The 20,407-nt window shown below is 39.2% G+C and carries 14 protein-coding genes; 11 read left to right on the top strand and 3 right to left on the bottom strand.

Annotated features, from left to right (window positions below):
* Positions 1-55 precede the first annotated feature (55 nt).
* The 3 genes from AC0L7T_RS11765 to AC0L7T_RS11755 form a co-directional block, all read right to left on the bottom strand.
* Positions 56-1,003, bottom strand: coding sequence for a FecR family protein (locus AC0L7T_RS11765; protein ID WP_473342831.1), 948 nt, complete (start codon positions 1,001-1,003; stop codon positions 56-58).
* A 151-nt stretch (positions 1,004-1,154) separates the two neighbouring features.
* Positions 1,155-1,724 carry an RNA polymerase sigma factor gene (locus AC0L7T_RS11760; protein WP_473342830.1) on the bottom strand — a complete coding sequence of 190 codons (570 nt, stop codon included), beginning with the start codon at positions 1,722-1,724 and terminating at the stop codon, positions 1,155-1,157.
* Between the two features lie 282 nt (positions 1,725-2,006).
* Positions 2,007-3,335, bottom strand: coding sequence for a Gfo/Idh/MocA family protein (locus AC0L7T_RS11755; protein WP_473342829.1), 1,329 nt, complete (start codon positions 3,333-3,335; stop codon positions 2,007-2,009).
* Between the two features lie 379 nt (positions 3,336-3,714).
* On the opposite strand from AC0L7T_RS11755, the gene AC0L7T_RS11750 reads away from it, so the two are divergent.
* The 11 genes from AC0L7T_RS11750 (at position 3,715) to AC0L7T_RS11700 (ending at position 20,262) form a co-directional block, all read left to right on the top strand.
* Complete coding sequence (locus AC0L7T_RS11750; RefSeq protein ID WP_473342828.1) at positions 3,715-4,713, top strand: 3-keto-disaccharide hydrolase; 999 nt, start codon at positions 3,715-3,717, stop codon at positions 4,711-4,713.
* A 504-nt stretch (positions 4,714-5,217) separates the two neighbouring features.
* A complete protein-coding gene (locus AC0L7T_RS11745; RefSeq protein WP_473342827.1) occupies positions 5,218-6,315 on the top strand; it encodes a PepSY-associated TM helix domain-containing protein in 1,098 nt (365 codons plus the stop codon).
* Between the two features lie 342 nt (positions 6,316-6,657).
* Positions 6,658-6,999 carry a zinc ribbon domain-containing protein YjdM gene (locus AC0L7T_RS11740; RefSeq protein WP_473342826.1) on the top strand — a complete coding sequence of 114 codons (342 nt, stop codon included), beginning with the start codon at positions 6,658-6,660 and terminating at the stop codon, positions 6,997-6,999.
* A gap of 736 nt (positions 7,000-7,735) precedes the next feature.
* Entirely contained in the window at positions 7,736-10,180 is a 2,445-nt protein-coding gene (locus AC0L7T_RS11735) for a ligase-associated DNA damage response DEXH box helicase (RefSeq protein WP_473342825.1), read from the top strand.
* A gap of 86 nt (positions 10,181-10,266) precedes the next feature.
* Complete coding sequence (locus AC0L7T_RS11730) at positions 10,267-11,394, top strand: PQQ-dependent sugar dehydrogenase (RefSeq protein WP_473342824.1); 1,128 nt, start codon at positions 10,267-10,269, stop codon at positions 11,392-11,394.
* A gap of 93 nt (positions 11,395-11,487) precedes the next feature.
* On the top strand, positions 11,488-13,158 hold the full coding sequence (betA, locus tag AC0L7T_RS11725) for a choline dehydrogenase (RefSeq protein ID WP_473342823.1): 1,671 nt from the start codon (positions 11,488-11,490) through the stop codon (positions 13,156-13,158).
* On the top strand, positions 13,155-14,633 hold the full coding sequence (locus tag AC0L7T_RS11720; RefSeq protein ID WP_473342822.1) for an aldehyde dehydrogenase family protein: 1,479 nt from the start codon (positions 13,155-13,157) through the stop codon (positions 14,631-14,633). The genes betA and AC0L7T_RS11720 overlap by 4 nt, the downstream gene beginning before the upstream one ends.
* Before the next feature lie 144 nt (positions 14,634-14,777).
* Positions 14,778-16,187, top strand: a complete 1,410-nt coding sequence (locus AC0L7T_RS11715; RefSeq protein ID WP_473342821.1) for a high affinity choline transporter 1 — start codon at positions 14,778-14,780, stop codon at positions 16,185-16,187.
* Positions 16,171-17,136, top strand: a complete 966-nt coding sequence (locus AC0L7T_RS11710; protein ID WP_473342820.1) for a nucleoside hydrolase — start codon at positions 16,171-16,173, stop codon at positions 17,134-17,136. Before AC0L7T_RS11715 ends, AC0L7T_RS11710 begins: the two co-directional genes overlap by 17 nt.
* Before the next feature lie 91 nt (positions 17,137-17,227).
* Positions 17,228-18,868 carry an acetolactate synthase large subunit gene (locus tag AC0L7T_RS11705; RefSeq protein WP_473342819.1) on the top strand — a complete coding sequence of 547 codons (1,641 nt, stop codon included), beginning with the start codon at positions 17,228-17,230 and terminating at the stop codon, positions 18,866-18,868.
* Positions 18,865-20,262: an aldehyde dehydrogenase family protein gene (locus AC0L7T_RS11700; RefSeq protein ID WP_473342818.1), complete on the top strand. Its 1,398-nt coding sequence runs from the start codon at positions 18,865-18,867 to the stop codon at positions 20,260-20,262. Before AC0L7T_RS11705 ends, AC0L7T_RS11700 begins: the two co-directional genes overlap by 4 nt.
* The last annotated feature ends 145 nt before the right edge of the window (positions 20,263-20,407 follow it).

The raw sequence follows: 20,407 nt of genomic DNA, 5'->3' as shown, positions 1-20,407 counted from the left end.
CAGCAGTTTCTGGATCCTTTTCTTATGCGTTGTTCATTACATAGGCTATAAAGATTTATTTACAATTTTTAAGATCAATCGTGATTGTTTTGGTACTTATATCCGTTTGGTATTCAAAATCCAATATGTGTCGCAATCCCATTAAAATCGTTTCTATTCGCTCTCCGGTGTAAGCTCCAGTGATGACACATTCAATCTCTTTTTGTGGCATCTCCACTTCAATATTCACTCCATAGGCACGCTCCAGAATAGAGAAAACAGAAGCTACTGACTCGTCCTCAAAAACCAATTTCCTAGTATGCCAACCAATAAAGAAATCTGGATTCACTTCTTTCACCTGGATTTGATCGGTATTTATAATGGCCTGTTGTCCTGGATTTAATTCAACGCCTTTATTGGATTTTAAATTGGCTACTTTGACCTTACCGCTTGTTACAGTAATCTCAGGCTGATGGTGGGTATTCACATTAAAAGAGGTACCCAAAACAGTTATCTCAGAGGATCCGGTAACCACTTTAAATGGCTTGCTTGGATTTGGCTTGATATCAAAAAAAGCTTCCCCACTCAAATGGACAATGCGCAACTCTTCTGCAAAAGTTTCTGGAAATTCAAGACTGCTATTTTCATTTAAACGTACCTTACTACCATCTGAAAGTGTAACTGTTGAACGCATTCCCTGCTCAGTCCTCTTCACCAACATCGGGATTTCAGCTGCTTGATTTGACATTTCCCAAACAGCTAAGCCTACCAAGGCAAAAAAGAAAAGTACAGCAGCAAATTTTCTAACCATTAAGAATATTCTCCTGCCAGATGATTTTGGCTTTCCTGTGGAGCCTATTTTTTTCCACACGTTTAATTTTGCTGCATTCATTTCATTTTGGGAAGGAGCTTTACCCAAATGTGCCAATTCATCCAATAAAGAATCGAATTGTTCCTTTCTTTTGGGGTCTAACTTCTCAGATCTGTACTTATTTGCCCACTTAATTAATTGCTTCAATTGCATAAAACTCCAAAGGGTTATATAGGGAAGTACCAGAATACCGAAGGATCAGCTAGTCGGCAACGAAAAAAAAAAGATTTTTTTTTCGTTTAGGCTAAATAAAGTGCTGAATTTGATTTAAATGGGGCATTAAAAGAAAAAATTAGGCAACAAATCAATACCAACTAACCAGACAAATTACGATGAACTCTAAGGATTGTCTTAAGAGGTACAAAGCTTTCTTGATGTGATTTTCCACCGTAAAAACAGAAATCCCTAATTTTTCAGAAATCTGTTTATTGCTTAAATAACTAAATCTGCTAAGGGTGAAAACATTTCTACATTTTACAGGCAATTTTTGAATCCCATTCTCCAGCTGCTTACGGGTATCCCTTTCTTCAAGGTACTCATCAGTAGAGCAAATACCTTTTGTATTTTCAATTAAATATAGCTGCTCTTTGTTCCACTTATTTTTTCGGATTTCTTTTGCAATCTGATTCCTTGCAGCACCAAAAAGGTAAGGGAGTACTGTAGGATGACTCAGGTTTGGTGGCTTTCTCCATATGGAAATAAAGATGTTTTGAACTACATCTTCTGCAGTCTCCCTGTCTTGCATGACCTTGAATACAAATCCAAAAACTGGATCAAAATGGCGCTGATAGAGTACTTCAAAAGCCTTATGGTTTTGATGCTCTCCAATCAACTGCAGCAGTTCCTGGTCACTATGATTTGTAATTCTGGTCAATTTTGGGATTTGAACAACTCAACTAGTAATACGCTAATTAAAAGAATAAAATGCACATTCCAAATAAAGATTTTGATAAGAGAATAGGAATTTCAGTATAATCCCAAAACATCAACCTCACAACTTTAGAAATAAAAAGGATTATGCAGATTTATCAAATTACGACCAGCTTTGCTATTGTTTGTATAAAGCTATTTGGAACAAATTAAATTCTTATTAAAAAAATTATAATTATATAGCCAAAAGAAATTTTATCAGTAATATTCTAGCATTAGTTATAAATTAAACTTTCGGAAAATCCCATTCTCCATGGTAATCTGGTTCGATGAACTGGTTTGCTGCCTTATTCCCTTTAAAATTACCTGAGGCTTCATTCCAGTTTAAAAATTGGGTACCAGACCTGGCCGCAATATTTCCCATATGGGCGTACAATGCTACATTTCTACCCGTTTCTATTGGGCAATTGGTAACACCTCTACTTCTCACACAACTTAAAAAATCCAGGACATGAAATTCCATATCGCTTTTCCCTTTAAAATCAAAATTAGCCTTGGCCAATTGTGTGGCTTTTTCACTTTCTCCTTTGTCTCCCTGCCGGATACTCCAATCGCCTCTATCTGCCAAAATAATTCCATTGTCCCCTATGAATTCCACCCCATAGGCTTTGTCATACGGACCTGACTGTATCCCTGCTGTATGTGACCAATGGATCATATAATCGTCCATGGGATAACTGACATCCATAATTTCATAGGTCTCCCGGTAATAAGGGTTCATGTTATAATTGGCCGCAGAAGCAAGCACAGTTTTTGGTTCATCGCTTATATTCTTGGCCCAAAGTGCCATGTCCAACAAATGGACGCCCCAATCGGTCATTAAACCTCCTCCATAATTCCAGAAATGCCTCCAACTACCATGCACATGGTTGGGATTATAGCCTCTTTTTTCTGCTGGACCCTGCCAAAGTGCATAATCCAATCCTTTTGGAACAGCTTGGTTTGGTACTTTAGGTGCTCCCATACCATAAGGAAAATTCGCCCACACATTTACTTTCTTAATTTCTCCAATACCTCCCGCATGAATGTGTTGCATGGCACTATTCCATACTTCCCCACTCCTTTGCTGTTGGCCAACCTGGACTACTCTGCTGTATTTATTGGCTGCGGCCACCATCACATTGCACTCAGCAATACTGTTCGCCAATGGTTTTTCAACATATACATCTTTTCCTGCCTGACAAGCGTATACCGTAATCAGACAATGCCAGTGGTCTGGCGTACCAATAATCACAGCATCTATTTCATCGTTTGCCAGCAACTTCCTGAAATCCCCATAACCTGCTGGGGTTTGCCCGAATTCGTTGTTTACATCTGCTATTCGCTTTTCTAAAACATTTTTATCTACATCACAAATACCCAGGCAGTTGACCTGACCCGTTTTCATCAAGTGACTTAAAATATTGAACCCCTTACTTCTTGCCCCAATCAAGCCAATATTAATTTTATCGTTTGCAGAAAAACTGGGAACACCAAAAGAATTTGAGTGCATTAGCCCTATTCCTGCAACCGTTAAAGTACTGTTTCTAAGAAAAGCTCTTCTGGATTGCTTCATAGTTTTCAAAATTTTATAAATTGAATATATAGATTATACGCTAGTTATGCCATGAATTTAAGTTTTATACTCTATAATTAATGAAAAACCGATGAATAGGCATATTAATTTAGTTTTGGCAATTGGTACACGGGGTTTAATCAAATGGCAACCCAACAATTTTATATTAACGAATTTTCTAGTCCAACGAAAAATTTTTTTCATGTTATAAACTTGAGAATCATCATTTTAGATTAGCGTAAATAAGCAGGGCTATCTACCAAAGCCACAAAGTATTTATTGAAGAAAAAAGTCTAAGAATAGAAAAAAATTTTTACATTCAATATTTATTCTGCTAAGTGACCTTAAACCTTAACAAATAACTCAAAAATAACACAAGATGAAACATATTTTAAGTTCTCTCCTATTTCTCTTTATTGCCATTAATAGCTATGGCAATACCCTTTCAAACAATCAAATGGCCAACCCATTTTTAGGCATGTGGGGCCTGGAAATCGAAGGTGGTGGTATCGGATGGCTTCACGTAAATGAAGACCAGGGTTTTCTAGACGCCGAACTTCTGTGGATTGGAGGAAGTGTATTGCCAGTATCAAACGTTTATCTGGCAGATGAAAACACACTTGTAGTCACTAGAACCAATATTTCAAAGAAAAGTGATGACCGAAGCCATACCATTACCAATACACTGAGAATTGAAAAGACTGGAAACTCTTTAAAAGGAACCATGTCTGGCCCACGAAGAAATGGGGAATACGTAGCAAATTTCACGGGTTTTCCCATGCCTCCAATGCCAGATAAACCAGACCTTTCAAAAGTGGTGTATGGCCAACCAATATCATTGTTCAATGGAAAAGACCTAACGGGTTGGGAATTGATGAACCCCAATCAAAAAAATGGTTTCAAAGTAGAAAATGAAATATTGGTCAATGATCCAGTACAGCCTGAGAATGGAAAGCATATTTCTTATGGAAATATCCGTACCCAGCAAGAATTCAAAGATTTCAACCTCAAACTTGAAGTAAATGTACCGAAGGGAAATAACAGTGGTGTTTATCTCAGAGGAATTTATGAAATTCAGGTGGTAGACTCTTATGGAAATGATTTGGATTCGCACAACATGGGTGCTTTGTACAGCCGTATTCAACCTAGCCAAGCTGCAGAAAAACCTGCAGGAGAATGGCAATCAATGGACATTACTTTAGTCGATCGTCATGTAACCGTAATATTAAACGGTGAAAAAATCATTGACAACCAACCCGCATGGGGACCAACAGGCGGTGCCATGAGTGCTGATGTACTCGCTGCAGGCCCCATCTATTTACAAGGGGACCACGGAAATGTAAGTTACCGCAATATCGTATTGACACCTGTCAAATAAGCAGGATTAGTCGACTTACTTCTAAGGCCTAGAAATTAATAAAAACCACAGGCTTGTTTCTGTGGTTTTTATATTTAAGCATTGGGCTTTAAGTGAAATACTTAATTCAATATGCATCAAAACCACATAGTTTTTTTCTGTCCCAACTTATTTGGCTTACTACTCCCCTATAACGGCATCTCACTTTAATTCGAAAGAAAAACCATGCCTAAACAATATTTAAAAAAATAATATTTAAATTCAAGGCTTTAAACTCGGATTCTGCCAAGTAATTCAGTATTCTATTCCCGATAATAGATTAGGAAAGTGGTTTAATCGCAATGAAATCAGTTCAATTGGCAACTTAGGCACAACACCGCTGTGCCGCTGCCGGAAATAGAGGCGATTGACTGATTATGAATCGATTGCAACACTTCCCCTAAGCACGGGACAGACTAGTACAAATTCTAATGCATAACCCGATTTAAAATTAATCACCCAAATCACATTAAATTTTATTCATTGATGTCCATTAGAAAAGTCCTTGCCAAAATACACTTGATAATTGGCTTGGGAACTGGCTTTCTATTCTCAATTATAGCCCTGTCTGGAGCTTTATATACCTGGGAACCTGAGGTAAGTCGCATTATCTATCAGCATGAAGTTGAAAAACAGGAAAAGCCTTTTGTCACTATTTCAGCAATTAAAAATACCATAAAACAAGCCTTACCTGAAGGTGATTTCCGTACGGCGCTCTACCGCGATCAAGAAAGTAGCATCGAAGTGTTATTGTATGTTCCAGGCACCTATTACCTGGCGCAAATCAATCCTTATACAGCTGAACTCATTCATTTACAAGACATGAAACAGGGTTGGCTCAACCATTTAAAAAACCTGCACCGTAACCTTTTATTGGGCGATATAGGTAGAGAAATTGTACATTGGGTGACATTATTGGCACTACCAATGTTGATTTCTGGCCTGGTATTGTGGTGGCCACTCAAAGGCTGGCCTAAAAAAGAGAAGTTTCAAATTAAATGGACTGTCTCTCCAAAAAAATTAAATTATGATCTCCACAACATCCTGGGTTTTTATGCCACCTGGATCCTGATTTTTAGTATAATCACAGGACTATTTTGGGGATTTGCAGTTGTAAAAAATGTCACCAAGGAAATCAGTGGAGAAAATAAAATGGTCTATGATAGCCCCAATTCCAAGGTTCCAAGTAATGTACAAGAATTAAACACCAACGAACTTTTAAACGAATTGATCAAAAAGTACCATGCTCAATTTTCTGAATCCCAGGTAAGGATAGGTATTCCCCATCGTAAAGATGAGGCCATCCACCTTTCGGTAATTGATCCGTATAAAGGTATCAATGCCGTCGATCATTTTTATCATGATCAATACAGTGGTGAACTTATTCAAGGTGAATTTTTAAATGGTTTATCTGGTGAAAGAAGTACATTTAATTTAATAAATGGAATGGTTTATGACATTCATTTAGGCGGAATCATGGGGCTTCCAGGAAGAATTCTGGTGTTTTTAGCTTCCCTTATTGGCGCCTCACTCCCAATAACAGGATTTATATTCTGGCTTGGCAAAAACAAGAAAACCCGGTAAACTCATAAATCAAGTCAAGCGCCACTATAAATCAAAAGGTAAGTGTTCAACCATGTAATACTTATTGCTCACTTAGATCCTTTACGACATTAAATTTTTTACCAGAAACTAGCGTTGCCCGGACAAAACTCATAATCCATTTAAGTAACTGATTGCTATGAATTAACGATCAATCCATTTGAATGAAAATGTCCAATTAATCTGGCAACTAAATCCTCACTGATCGTTCGAAATATTGCTATTAATGATAATTAATAGCCTTAATTTGAATGATTTCATAATAATGGCATCGAAAAATTGATTTTTTTTGCCTTATTTGCACTAAATCTTAATCCAGAAAACATGTCACAATTCCCACCTTGTCCAAAATGTCAATCTAAATTTGCTTATTCCACTGGAGGTCCATTATTGACCTGTCCAGAATGTGGTCATGAGTGGAACCCCGAAGAAGCAGAAGTAGTCGATTCTGGATTAGAGGTAAAAGATGCAAATGGAAATGTCTTAGTGAATGGAGATTCCGTAATTGTCTTGAAAAATTTGCCTGTAAAAGGATATCCTCAGCCAATAAAAGCGGGCACAAAAGTAAAAAACATTCGTCTTACGGACGGGGATCACAACATTGATTGTAAAATCGCAGGTTTTGGGTCAATGGCTTTAAAGTCTGAATTCGTAAAGAAAGGCTAAACATTATTGACAACTCAAACTGGCTAGAACCATCAATATGGCACAAATTCTATTCGATTGATTTAAGTAAGGTACTATGAATTTAAAGGGCTTCCTGTACCAAAGTTCACAATAGAATTTGTGCCATTTGTCTAAGCATTTAATTCCATACCAATTGGCTTAAGACAGATTTTTAACCTCTCATGATGCTTCTAGGAGTATGGATGCCGCCACATTTTTTAGATTTTAATTTCAAGCCTGTATTTTTTCAGGCTTGAAAAAGCCCAAACCAAGTTAAAGTACATTGCCTAATACTTTAAACGGGAAAAAATTTTCGGTTATATCAGCTAAAAACATTGCTTAACTTAATTGTGGCAAAGAAATAATATTTTTTAAAAGCTATTCCTAACGCTAAAATCACTCACTATCTAAATCCTTTCCCTGAGAATTTTCATCCTCTCAAAACATTTGGGATAATTCTTGTTATACCTTTTGTAATTCGGCCCTATTAGAACAAAACAATTGATCACAAATAGTGTTTTTCATATTACTACCGTTAATTGGTTTTAAAGAAAAACACCTGACATTTAAAGGTGCCTGAGTTTCGGTAATGATTTACAGCTTCCTTGCTAATGGGACACAACAAATACCTGATTTTAGATGGCTTACAATACAAACCTTGTTGATTATTGTTTTTTTAAATTTAACCTCAATTTATTTGAAGGAATAGCATTTCACTTTACTGGAGTTAAGAAACATGAAAAATAATTGGGTAAAGGATTGGTATTCTTCAAAAAATAGAACTCCATACGATTTCCAGAAAGCTTGCCTCAAAAATTACGGCGAAGGAAAAAGTGGCCTATTGAATGCCCCAACAGGCAGTGGCAAAACAATGGCCCTTTGGATACCCATACTCAATGAATATGTAAGTCAATATCCGGACAGTTGGACAAAGCCTAGAAAGAATGGCTTACAGTTGATTTGGATTACGCCGTTACGAGCACTTGCCCAAGACCTAAGCCAAGCCATGATAGAGGTTTGTCAGGAAACTGGCTTGCCATGGAGGATTGCTGTACGAAACGGAGACACCTCTACTAAACAAAGGCAGCAACAAAAAAGAGCCATGCCTGAGTGTCTGATAACCACGCCTGAAAGTCTTCATTTACTAATTGCGCAAAAAGGGAGTCAAGATTTATTTCAAAATCTGAAAGCCATTGTTGTTGATGAATGGCATGAATTATTGGCCAACAAGCGCGGGGTTCAAGTTCAATTGGCCATTAGTTATTTGAGGACCCTTGTCAAAACCCCACTTAAAGTCTGGGGAATATCAGCTACTATAGGTAACCTATCCCAGGCCCACACTGTCTTGTTAGGCCCTCAGACCCCGATATTAATCATAAGGAGTAAGCTTAAGAAAAAGATAAAGGTAACATCTGTTTTACCAGATGAAGTAGAAAAATATCCTTGGGCTGGACATTTAGGTGTTAAGCTATTGCCTAAAATTATTCCAATAGTAGAAAAGAGCCAAACCGTATTGCTCTTTACAAATACGCGTTCTCAGACGGAAATTTGGTATCAAAAAATCTTGGAAGCAAAACCAGAATGGGCAGGGATAATGGCCATGCATCATGGTTCTCTGGACCCTCAAGTTCGGGGATGGGTAGAAAACGCACTTCATGAGAAAAAATTAAAGCTTGTGGTCTGCACTAGCAGTTTAGACCTTGGGGTAGATTTTCGGCCTGTGGACACCATTATCCAGGTGGGTGGACCAAAGGGGGTTACCAGATTTGTACAGCGGGCAGGGCGTTCTGGTCATTCCCCTGGAGCTACCAGTAAAATTTTCTTTGTCCCTACCCATTCCCTGGAATTAATAGAAGCCAGTGCCTTGAGAAAGGCCATAAATAAAGGTGAGTTTGAAGACCAGATCCCCATGGAGGCATGCTATGATGTAGGGGTACAGTTTATGGTCACACTTGCTTTAGGGGATGGATTTGAATCAGAAAAGGCCTACCGAATAATTAAAAGCTGCTTTGCCTATAGAAACCTTTCAAGAGAACAATTCGAATGGATGTTAGCTTTTATTACCGTTGGAGGTAAAGCATTGGGAAACTATGCGGAATTTTCAAAAGTCAGCCTGTCAGAGCAAGGGCTTTATCAGGTAACTGACAGAAAAATAGCCATGCGTCATAGGCTCTCAATTGGCACGATTGTAAGTGATCCTATGATCCAGGTAAAGTTCATTACAGGTGGTTATATAGGCTCAGTGGAAGAGAGTTTTATTACCAAGCTAAAGCCTGGCGACTCTTTTTGGTTTGCGGGACGGAACCTTGAATTTCTAAAAATCAAGGAAATGAAAGCATTAGTAAGAAGGTCAAAAAAGAAAACAGGAACGATTCCCCGGTGGATGGGCGGAAGAATGCCGCTATCTTCAAGGCTTGCGGAAATGATTCGACAGGAGTTACAAAATGCCTCATTAAACCAATTGGACTCCATAGAGTTAAAAACCATACTGCCCATTTTAGAACTTCAAAAAACGATTTCAAGAATACCCGATCAACAATCCTTGCTGATCGAAAAATGTCAAAGCAGAGAAGGCTACCACCTATTTTTCTATCCTTTTGAAGGAAGATTTGTTCACGAAGTTCTCGCTGCTTTAGTCGCTTATAGGATCAGCGTAAGCCATCCAATAAGCCTCAGCATAGCCATGAATGACTATGGCTTTGAATTACTTTCAGAAAGCCCAATTCCCATTGAGGACAGTTTGGAGGAAGATTTATTTCGGATGGAAAATTTAATGGAGGACATATTCGCAAGTATTAATGAAAGTGAAATGGGTAAAAGACGGTTTAGAGAGATTGCGGCAATCGCTGGTTTGGCTTTTCAAGGGTACCCAGGCAAAAATGTACCTACCAGACATCTTCAAGCCAGTTCTGGGATTATTTACGGTGTATTTGAAAGTTACGATCCTGATAACCTGTTGTTAGAACAAGCCCGACAGGAAGTAGTCCAAATACAAATGGAAAAAAACAGATTGTATCAGGTAGTTGAGCGGGTTAACAAACATGAGATCCACTTGATTAACACAAAAAAAATCAGCCCATTTGCCTTTCCTATAATGGTGGATAGACTTAGCCGAAACAACATAAGCTCAGAAAATCTGACCGACAGAATCCTTCGACTACAAGTTGAACTGCTAGATTAAAACTTGTTTAGGAGCATTTTTAAATTTAAATTAGCTTTTTAAATACCAAAATAAATCTAACCTATTCCATTATTTACTTAGTCCTTATGAAATCATTATTACTTACCCTTTTGGTGATCAGTTCGTATATGACCTGTATGGGTCAAACACCACCCAATGGCCCCGAAGTTACGGATCCTGAATGGAATGCTTATGACATAGAAACAGTAGTTGATGGTTTCAATATACCATGGGGATTGGCTTTTTTACCTGATGGAAGTATGTTTATCACGGAGAAATCCGGTGATTTAGTACATTTCAAAAACGGTCAGAAAACCAATATTAAAGGATTGCCTGAAATTTGGGCAAAAGGTCAGGGAGGTCTTCTTGATGTGGCTTTACATCCGGACTTTGAAAACAATAAATGGGTTTATATTTCTTACGCTTCTTCAAGAGGTACTGGAAAAGGTGCTCACACGGCCATAGGCCGCGGTCAATTAGAAGGGAGCGAATTGGTTAATTTTGAAAGACTGTATAAAGCCTCACCTAACACGGAAGCTGGTCAACATTATGGATCAAGAATCGCTTTTGATAAAGAAGGTTACTTGTATTTCTCTATAGGAGAAAGAGGTAATAAATTTGAAAACCCACAAGACATCACCCGTGATGGCGGAAAAGTTTATCGCCTATACGATGACGGAAGGGTACCAGAAGACAATCCATTTTACAATGAATCTGGTGCAAAAAAGGCAATTTATTCTTATGGACACAGAAACCCTCAAGGTATGGCTGTTCATCCAAAAACTGGAAAAGTATGGGTAAATGAGCATGGACCTAGAGGAGGTGATGAAATCAATGTTGTTAAGAAAGGAGCTAATTTTGGCTGGCCAGAAATCACTTACGGCATTAATTATGACGGAACAATATTAAGTGAAGAGACTTCTAAACCAGGAATGGAACAACCATTGTATTATTGGGTACCATCCATTGCTCCTAGTGGTCTAGCTTTTATATCGGAAAGCAAATACCCTGAATGGGAAGGTGACGTATTATCAGGATCATTGAAGTTTGGTTATTTAGAAAAACTTACCATAGAAAACAATAAGGTCACAAAAAGAGAAAAGATTATTGACGGAATGGGAAGAGTTCGAAATGTCGTACTTGGCCCAGACGGAATTATTTATGCCGGAATAGACGGTAAAGGGATTGTCAAAATTGTCCCAAAAGGAAATTAAAATTTAATTGTTCGAACAATTGTAATTGCTGCTGAAAAATTGACTTTTAGCAGCAATTGCTTTTTTGACAGGATAATTGTCCTACATTACAAAATGTCCAAAGAAAAGTATGATTTTATAATTATTGGCGGAGGTTCTGCAGGTAGCGTACTAGCCAATAGATTAAGCAAAGATCCTTCAAATAAAGTACTTGTCATAGAAGCAGGAAGACCTGACCATGGTTGGGATTTTCGAATTCATATGCCTGCGGCCCTTACCTATCCGCTAACCAATAATTTTTACAATTGGGGTTACGAATCCGAGCCAGAACCACACATGCACAACCGAAGGATATTCCAACCTCGTGGAAAAGTATTGGGTGGTTCAAGTGTTATCAATGGAATGATTTTTATTCGTGGCAATGCCATGGATTATGAAAAATGGGGCAATGAAAAAGGGATGGAAAAATGGGATTATTCCCATTGTCTACCTTATTTCAAACGACTAGAAAACCGCCTTATTGGTGGTGACACCTACAGAGGGGATAAAGGCCCCCTTTACTTGACCACACCTAAATGTGACAATCCATTATTCAAAGCTTTTTTTGAATCTGTTCAGGAAGCTGGATATCCTCTGACTGACGATGTCAACGGCTATCAGCAAGAGGGCTTTGGAAAGTTTGATGCCACCATCTATAAAGGTAAAAGATGGAATGCCGCAAGGGCCTATGTCCACCCTATTAAAGACCGTAAAAACTTAACGATTCACCTAAAGTCAACTGTCAGCAAAATCTTGTTTGAAGGCACTACTGCAATTGGCGTGGATTATATTAAAAACGGAAAAAAAGCACAGGCCTTCGGTGAAAAAATTATTTGTTGTGGTGGAGCCATTAATACACCACAAGTGCTACAACTTTCTGGTATAGGCAATGGCAAGGAGCTTAAAAAATTAGGCATACCTGTAGTAGCAGACCTCAAAGGTGTAGGTGAGAATTTACAAGACCACCTGGAAGTGTATGTGCAATGGGCGGCTAAAAAACCTGTTAGTCTTTACCCTTCACTAAAATTTTATAACCAACCAAAAATAGGCCTTGAGTGGTTGTTCAAAGGAACCGGTGTGGGCGCAAGCAATCATTTTGAGGCTGGAGGATTTATCCGCGGAAATGATGCCGTTGCTTACCCTAATCTACAGTATCACTTTTTACCTATAGCCATTCGATACGATGGTTCTGCACCAAATGAAGGCCATGGCTTCCAATTACATGTAGGCCCTATGAATACGGATGTTAGAGGTCATGTGAAAATAAAATCTTCAGATCCGGGAATGTATCCCAGCATAAAATTCAACTACCTTTCCACCGAACAGGAAAAGAAAGAGTGGATAGAAGCAATCAAGGTTACAAGAAAGCTAATCAATCAAACTGCTTTTGATGAGTTAAGGGGAAAAGAATTGTCTCCAGGAGCAAGTGTAGAAACAGATGAGGAAATCCTTGATTTTGTTGCTCGAGAGGGCGAAAGTGCCTACCATCCTAGTTGTACAGCCAAAATGGGCTATGATGACATGTCCGTAGTAGATGCCAATTTAAAAGTCCATGGCATAGACAACCTATATGTTGTAGATGCTTCTGTAATGCCTCATATTACCAATGGCAATATCTATGCTCCAGTCCTTATGATTGCCGAAAAAGCGGCCGACATACTTCTTGGAAATACTCCTGAGGCTCCTCAAGAGGTTCCTTATTACAAATACCTTCCTGAAAAAGAACAAAACCAATCTTCCAATTGATCAAAACTACAAATCTATATATAGATGGTTCCTGGCAAGATGCCATTTCAAAAGAAGTCAGAACCATTTACAACCCATTTGACAATCAACCTTTAGCTACTGTAGCAGAAGGTGATAGAGTAGATGCACAGAATGCCATCAAAAGTGCCAAAGCTGCTTTTGAATCTGAAGAATGGCGAAATCTTTCTGCGACTGAACGAGGAAGGATGGTCTATATTTTAGGAGACCTTATTGAGAAGAATAAAGAAGAACTAGCAGAACTAGAAACTTTAAATACTGGAAAAACTCTTGCTGAAAGTCTTTGGGACATGGAGGATATCGCAGGGATATTTAGGTATTATGGGGGGCTTGCTGACAAAAATGAAGGAGAGAGCATCGCCAGCCCAAATCCCAATAGTCAAAGCCTATTGGTAAAGGAACCGATAGGTGTTGTGGGCATGATTTGCCCCTGGAACTACCCCCTTCTTCAGGCGGCATGGAAAATAGCACCAGCATTGGCTGCTGGATGCACAATGGTGATTAAACCAAGTGAATTCACGCCATTAACTACCCTTTTGTGGGCGGGTTTGACAGAAGAGGTAGGATTCCCTAAAGGGGTTGTCAATATCGTTTTAGGTCCAGGTCATACTATAGGTGCTGAGCTTGCCGAAAACTGGGAGGTAGACATGGTCTCTTTCACAGGAGGAGTAGTCACTGGTAAAAAAATAATGCAGGCAGCTGCAGGTAATGTCAAAAAAGTTGCACTGGAACTTGGGGGTAAAAACCCTCATATTCTTTTTGAAGATGGAGATTGGGAGACGGCTATAGATTTTATATTGAACGGCGTATTTTTCCACGCAGGACAAATTTGCTCTGCAGGCACCAGAGTAATGGTGGCTTCTTCTATTCATGACAAGGTGGTAAAACACCTGGAACAAAGGATAAGTAAAATTCGTCTCGGAAACGGAATGGATAAGGACACACAAATGGGTCCTTTAATTTCCCAAGCCCAATTGGATAAAGTGACAAATCACGTTCAAAAGGCCATTAAGGAAGGTGCTGAATTAGTTGTTGGAGGCAAGAAACCTACCGACCCAGCATTAATAAACGGTTTCTTCTATGAGCCTACCTTGCTTACTGGTTGCACTGCCAATATGGCGATTGTAAAAGAAGAAGTGTTTGGCCCTGTAATCCATGTGGAGAAATTCGACACGGAGGATGAAGCCATCAAAAAAGCAAATGACACCATTTATGGTTTATCAGCAGGTTTCTGGACCCGTGATGCTCAAAGAATAGAAAGGGTATCAAAAGCGCTTCGATTTGGCACCATTTGGGTCAATGATTTCAATGTCTATTTTGTGCAAGCCCCCTGGGGTGGCTACAAACAATCAGGCCAAGGCCGAGAACTTGGCCATGCCGGATTGGAAGAGTTTCAAGAAATAAAACATATTTATCAAAACTTCAACCCCTCGCCCTTAAACTGGTTCGGAAATTAAACCACCAAAGTTATCGATACCAAGACCTTAGGAATCCTCATAACAGTAATATTTTATTTAATTATTCTTTACATTGGATATTATGCCAGTAAAAAAGAATCCGGTGACCAAACATCACAAGGGCTTTTACTAGCTGGTCGCCGAATGCCCGCCTGGATCGGGATTTTCACCATGACTGCAACATGGGTAGGTGGCGGATACCTCATAGGCACAAGCGAAGCCGTATATGATAGCGCCAGAGGACTGGTTTGGGCGCAAGCTCCTTGGGGTTATGCCTTAAGTTTAATATTGGGGGGCTTGTTCTTTGCAAAAAAAATCCGAAGTTTTGGGTATACCACATTCATCGATGTATTCGAACATAAATACGGCAAAAAAACTGCTGCAATTTTATTTATCCCAGCGCTTATAGGGGAAATTTTCTGGAGTGCTGCTATTCTGGCAGCCTTGGGAATAACCTTCGCCACCATTTTTGAATTGGACCTGGAAACATCTATTTTGGTTTCAGCAAGTATAGCTATAGGCTATACCATGATGGGGGGATTATGGTCAGTAGCTTATACGGATGTAGTCCAACTTATTTTCATAATAGTAGGCTTAGGCATCTCTATTCCATTTGCTTTGGATAAAATCGGTGGAATAGATGCTGCATTGACCATTTATGACCAACAAATAGCAAACGGATTCACCTTATTCCCAAGTCTAAACGCCTTTACAGGAAATGATCCGGCATGGGGAAATAGTATATGGGTGTGGCTTGATTTTGCCTTGCTCCTGATCATGGGTGGAATTCCCTGGCAGGTATATTTTCAGCGGGTCTTGTCTTCAAATTCGGATAGGTCAGCGGTCAGGTTGTCCATTTTGGGAGGAATATGTTGTGCTTTAATGGCCATCCCTGCGATACTAATTGGCGTTGCGGGTGTTGGCTTCGATTGGACGCAATCTACCTTAGGGGTAGCCCCTGAACCAACCATGGTCCTACCTTATGTATTGCTAGAAATGACTCCTCCAATCGTTGCAGCATTGGGGCTTGGGGCTGTAGCGGCAGCGGTGATGTCTTCAGTAGATTCTTCCATATTATCTGCTGCTTCAATGTTTACCTGGAATTTTTACAGACCATTGATCAACCCTTCCTGTACGGACAAACAAATCAAAGGATCAATTAGATTGGCCATATTGATAATAGGTATGATTTCTACCTGGCTTGCCTTAACACTTCAAAGTGTATATGAGCTATGGTACCTTTGTGCCGATCTCGTATATGTTGTCTTGTTCCCTCAATTGGTGATGGCATTGTACTTTAAAAAAGCAAATAAAAATGGAGCCATTGCAGGAATAATCGTTGGTTTATTATTAAGGTTTGGTGGCGGTGAACCCATCTTTGGGATTTCTCCATTCCTACCTTACCCGATGGAGGACCCTATTGCAGGAATTCAATTTCCATTTAGAACATTCTCCATGGTTTGCAGTTTAATAACTATTCCAATAGTATCTTTGCTTTTTCCTGATAAAAATCAGATTGATAAACCCACTTTAATAAATGAATCTTCAAGTTAAATTATTCTTTCTTTTACTTTTTGCTATTTCACTACCTCTAAAAGCACAGGTACCCATCATCCTCGATGCCGATTTGGATTCTGACGTAGATGATGTTGGCGCTTTGGCAATGCTCCATACTCTGGAAGACAATCAACGAATCAAAATTTTAGGTGTGGTTGTCACTAGTGATGATATAGATGCTGCAGGCTGTGCCGCTGCAATCAACACTTATTACGGTAGACCTGATATACCGATTGCTGTCGAAAAAGGGCTTGCTCTCAGGAGTTTCTCAAAATACACGAAAACATTAGCGACAGCATTTCCTCATCCTTTAAAACAAGACCGGGAGCCTGAGGACGCCACTCAACTTTACAGAAGATTGCTTGCCAATTCTCCTGACAATAGCATTATCATTATAAGCATTGGCCATTTGACAAATGTGCGTAATTTATTGGAATCCAAGCCTGATAAAATTAGTCCATTGGACGGCAAGGAACTGATCAAAAAAAAGGTGAAACTTTGGTCCTGCATGGGTGGGCAATTTCCAAATGGAAAAGAAGCTAATTTTTATCGACCTGATCCAGAGTCTACTCAAGTTGCTGTAAAGAACTGGCCAGGAGAAGTGATTTTTTCTGGTTGGGAAATAGGTAATGACATCATCACTGGGGCTGATTTTCTAAAAAATGCGCTTCCTGCTGACCATCCTGTTAGCCTTGCCTATAAATTATTCAATGACTATTCAGGAAGACAAAGCTGGGACCAGACTTCCATCCTTTTTGCCCTTTCTGAAAAAAAGTATTGGGAAATGAGCCCCAAAGGCAATGTTCTCGTTAATAAAGATGGAAGCAATACCTGGCAAGAAGATCCTGAAGGATTACATCGATACTTGATTGAATATTTACCTCCTTCTGAAATTGCAAAAACAATTGATTCTATAATGATTGGCGTTTATAGGCCTGGTTTTTGAGGCATTTAGTGCTACTTGAGTTATTTATTCAACGTTCGGTTTTATCAATCATTAAATAGAAACTGAGACCATAACCACAAACTTTTATTGTATGAAAGCATCTGATTTATTTGTAAAAGCACTGGAAAAAGAAGGTGTAGAATATATTTTTGGTCTTCCAGGAGAGGAAAATCTCGATATTTTAGAGTCCTTGACCCACTCAAAAATAAAATTAATCTTAACAAGGCATGAGCAGGGAGCCGGATTTATGGCGGCTACTTATGGAAGGCTTACAGGAAAACCAGGCGTATGCATGTCCACATTAGGTCCTGGTGCTACCAACTTGTTTACTCCGGGAGCTTACGCACAATTGGGTGCGATGCCAATGCTCATGATTACTGGACAAAAGCCCATTAAGAAAAGCAAGCAAGCACGTTTTCAAATAATAGATGTGGTCGATATGATGAGACCGATCACCAAATACACAAAGCAAATCGTAGATGGCAATGTTATCGCTTCTAACATCCGTGAGGCTTTCCGTTTGGCGACAGAAGAACGACCAGGAGCTGTTCACCTTGAACTCCCTGAAGATATAGCACAAGAAGAAGTTGATGACCATGTTTTTGAGGTAGTAGGCCATTTATCACCAAAACCAGATGATGCTGCGATTCGCTCCGCAGCTGAAATGATTCAAAATGCTAAAATGCCTCTTTTACTTATAGGGGCAGGAGCCAACCGAACAGTGATATGCAAAGCACTTGCTGAGTTCGTTGATAAAACGGGAATCTATTTTTTCACTACACAAATGGGTAAAGGAGTAATCGACGAAAGACACCCTAAATACCTTGGTACTGCCGCGCTGTCCAGCAATGATTTTGTGCATGCTGCAATTGATGAATCTGACTTAATCATCAACGTAGGCCATGATGTGATTGAAAAGCCCCCTTTCTTCATGAAACAGGGTGGTAAAAAGGTTATCCATGTTAACTTTTCTGCTGCAGAAGTAGATCCAGTATATTTCCCACAACTAAACGTTGTCGGTGATATCACTAGTTCTGTAGAGAAATTATCCGAGACAGTGAAACCTTCAAATGGCTGGGATTTTAGTTTCTACAAAAAAGTAAAAAAAGAAGTTTCGGCACATCTTGGTAAATACTTCGAGGACGAACGCTTCCCTACCCTACCCCAAAGATTAGTGAATTTATTGAGAAATAAACTTGGGGGAAAAGACGTGATTACGCTGGACAATGGTGTTTATAAAATATGGTTTGCCAGGAATTATACTTGTTATCATCCCAACACCCTTTTACTAGACAACGCATTGGCAACCATGGGCGCTGGGCTACCATCTGCCATGTGTGTAAAATTGTTAAACCCGGATAAAAAGGTGGTAGCTATATGTGGTGATGGAGGATTTATGATGAATTCCCAGGAACTGGAGACCGCCGTTCGTCTTGGACTAAATATGGTCGTAATCATCCTTAATGATGAATCGTATGGAATGATCAAGTGGAAACAAAAAGACATGGGATTTAAAGATTTTGGTTTAGATTTTAAGAATCCTGACTTTGTCCAATATGCCAATAGTTATGGCGCACATGGCCACCGTCCCGAAAGTGACAAAGAATTACAAGAAATTCTGGATAAAGCACTTAATAGTCCGGGAGTACATGTAATCGACCTAAAAGTTGATTACTCTTTAAACCACCCGATTTTAAATGTAATGTTGAAAGAAAAAATTTCGAAGTTATGAATGACCAACTAAAAGTATATTCACCTTATGACAAAACGCTAATAGGTACATTACCTATGGCCAACGAAGATGAGTTGGAGCAAAAAATAAAAACTGCTCATGCCCTTTTTCAAGATAGAAACCAATGGATTCCAGCGCATAAAAGAATTGCTATTCTGGAAAAAGCAAGGGCTTTGATGGAGGAAAAAGTAGAAGAATTAACCAATAAAGCTGCTCAGGAAGGCGGAAAACCATACCAAGACTCCAAAGTAGAGGTAAAAAGAGCGATAAACGGATTGAAAATCGCTACAGAAGAAATCTCTCATATGAAAGGTGGACAAATTCCAATGGGAATTACCGAATCTTCCGTGAATAGATTGGCCTTTACTATCCGTGAACCAATTGGCGTGGTCGCTTCTTTGTCTGCATTCAATCACCCTTTAAATCTAATTGTTCACCAGGTAATAACAGCTTTCGCTGCAGGTTGTCCGGTTATCGTCAAACCAGCCAGTAAAACACCATTTTCCTGCCTGGCACTGGTAGAGATACTAGAGGAGGCTGGCGTTCCGGATGGTTGGGTACAAACCATCAATTGTAGCAATCAGCTTTCGGAAAAATTGATTAGCGATAAACGAATTAATTTTCTATCCTTTATTGGCTCTGCTAAAGTTGGCTGGTCACTAAAATCAAAAATGGCACCAGGAACAAGGTGTGCATTGGAACATGGAGGGGCTGCACCTGTGATAGTAGAAGCAGACGCTGTGATGGAAGACATGTTACCCTTATTGGTGAAGGGTGGTTTTTACCATGCAGGACAAGTATGCGTTTCTGTCCAAAAAGTGTTTGCACATCGATCCATTGCAGAAAAACTAGCAAAAGACATTGCTGCCTCTGCTAAAAAATTAAAAGTAGGTGATCCATTGGCAAAGGACACAGAGGTTGGTCCATTGATTCAAACCGGAGAAGTAGATCGTGTAGATGAATGGGTGAAAGAAGCCATTTCTGGTGGTGCTAAGCTGCTATGTGGTGGTAAAAAAATCAGTGACACTTGCTACGAACCTACGGTATTACTCAATCCATCAAATGAGGCCAAGGTTTCAAAATTAGAAATTTTTGGCCCTGTAGTATGTGTCTACGCCTATGACGATAGAGATGAAGCCATTGCATTGGCCAACAGTCTTGAATTCCACTTTCAAGCGGCTGTCTTCACAAAAGATTTAGACGTCGCCTTAGATACGGTTCATAAATTAAATGCTACTGCTGTTATGGTAAATGACCATACTGCCTTTAGAGTAGATTGGATGCCTTTTGGGGGAAGAGATGTATCGGGTGAAGGAATGGGAGGAATACCCTACTCTATGCATGAGATGACCCGTGAAAAACTCATGGTTTTTAAAAGCAAATTATTACCTTGATCTTTATTTATTATCAACATAAAAAAGGCTTTTCAATTGATTTGAATAGCCTTTTTTATTTCAACCTAGTAGCAATAGCAAAGGCTTATTCGAGCAAAATTAAGAGACCACAATAATTTATTTTTTGCATCCGTGCAGATATTGT

This window comes from Cyclobacterium sp. 10D3-21, from assembly GCF_055809755.1.
The sequence above is the reverse complement of the archived record's forward strand: the minus strand, read 5'-3'. Positions and strand labels throughout refer to the sequence as shown.

Coding starts and splice junctions, on each gene's coding strand:
- AC0L7T_RS11755 (WP_473342829.1), bottom strand. CDS start 3,335: ATGAAGCAATCCAGAAGAGCTTTTCTTAGAAACAGTACTTTAACGGTT.
- AC0L7T_RS11715 (WP_473342821.1), top strand. CDS start 14,778: ATGCCCGCCTGGATCGGGATTTTCACCATGACTGCAACATGGGTAGGT.
- AC0L7T_RS11710 (WP_473342820.1), top strand. CDS start 16,171: ATGAATCTTCAAGTTAAATTATTCTTTCTTTTACTTTTTGCTATTTCA.
- AC0L7T_RS11700 (WP_473342818.1), top strand. CDS start 18,865: ATGAATGACCAACTAAAAGTATATTCACCTTATGACAAAACGCTAATA.
- AC0L7T_RS11705 (WP_473342819.1), top strand. CDS start 17,228: ATGAAAGCATCTGATTTATTTGTAAAAGCACTGGAAAAAGAAGGTGTA.
- betA (WP_473342823.1), top strand. CDS start 11,488: ATGTCCAAAGAAAAGTATGATTTTATAATTATTGGCGGAGGTTCTGCA.
- AC0L7T_RS11765 (WP_473342831.1), bottom strand. CDS start 1,003: ATGCAATTGAAGCAATTAATTAAGTGGGCAAATAAGTACAGATCTGAG.
- AC0L7T_RS11730 (WP_473342824.1), top strand. CDS start 10,267: ATGAAATCATTATTACTTACCCTTTTGGTGATCAGTTCGTATATGACC.
- AC0L7T_RS11745 (WP_473342827.1), top strand. CDS start 5,218: ATGTCCATTAGAAAAGTCCTTGCCAAAATACACTTGATAATTGGCTTG.
- AC0L7T_RS11735 (WP_473342825.1), top strand. CDS start 7,736: ATGAAAAATAATTGGGTAAAGGATTGGTATTCTTCAAAAAATAGAACT.
- AC0L7T_RS11740 (WP_473342826.1), top strand. CDS start 6,658: ATGTCACAATTCCCACCTTGTCCAAAATGTCAATCTAAATTTGCTTAT.
- AC0L7T_RS11750 (WP_473342828.1), top strand. CDS start 3,715: ATGAAACATATTTTAAGTTCTCTCCTATTTCTCTTTATTGCCATTAAT.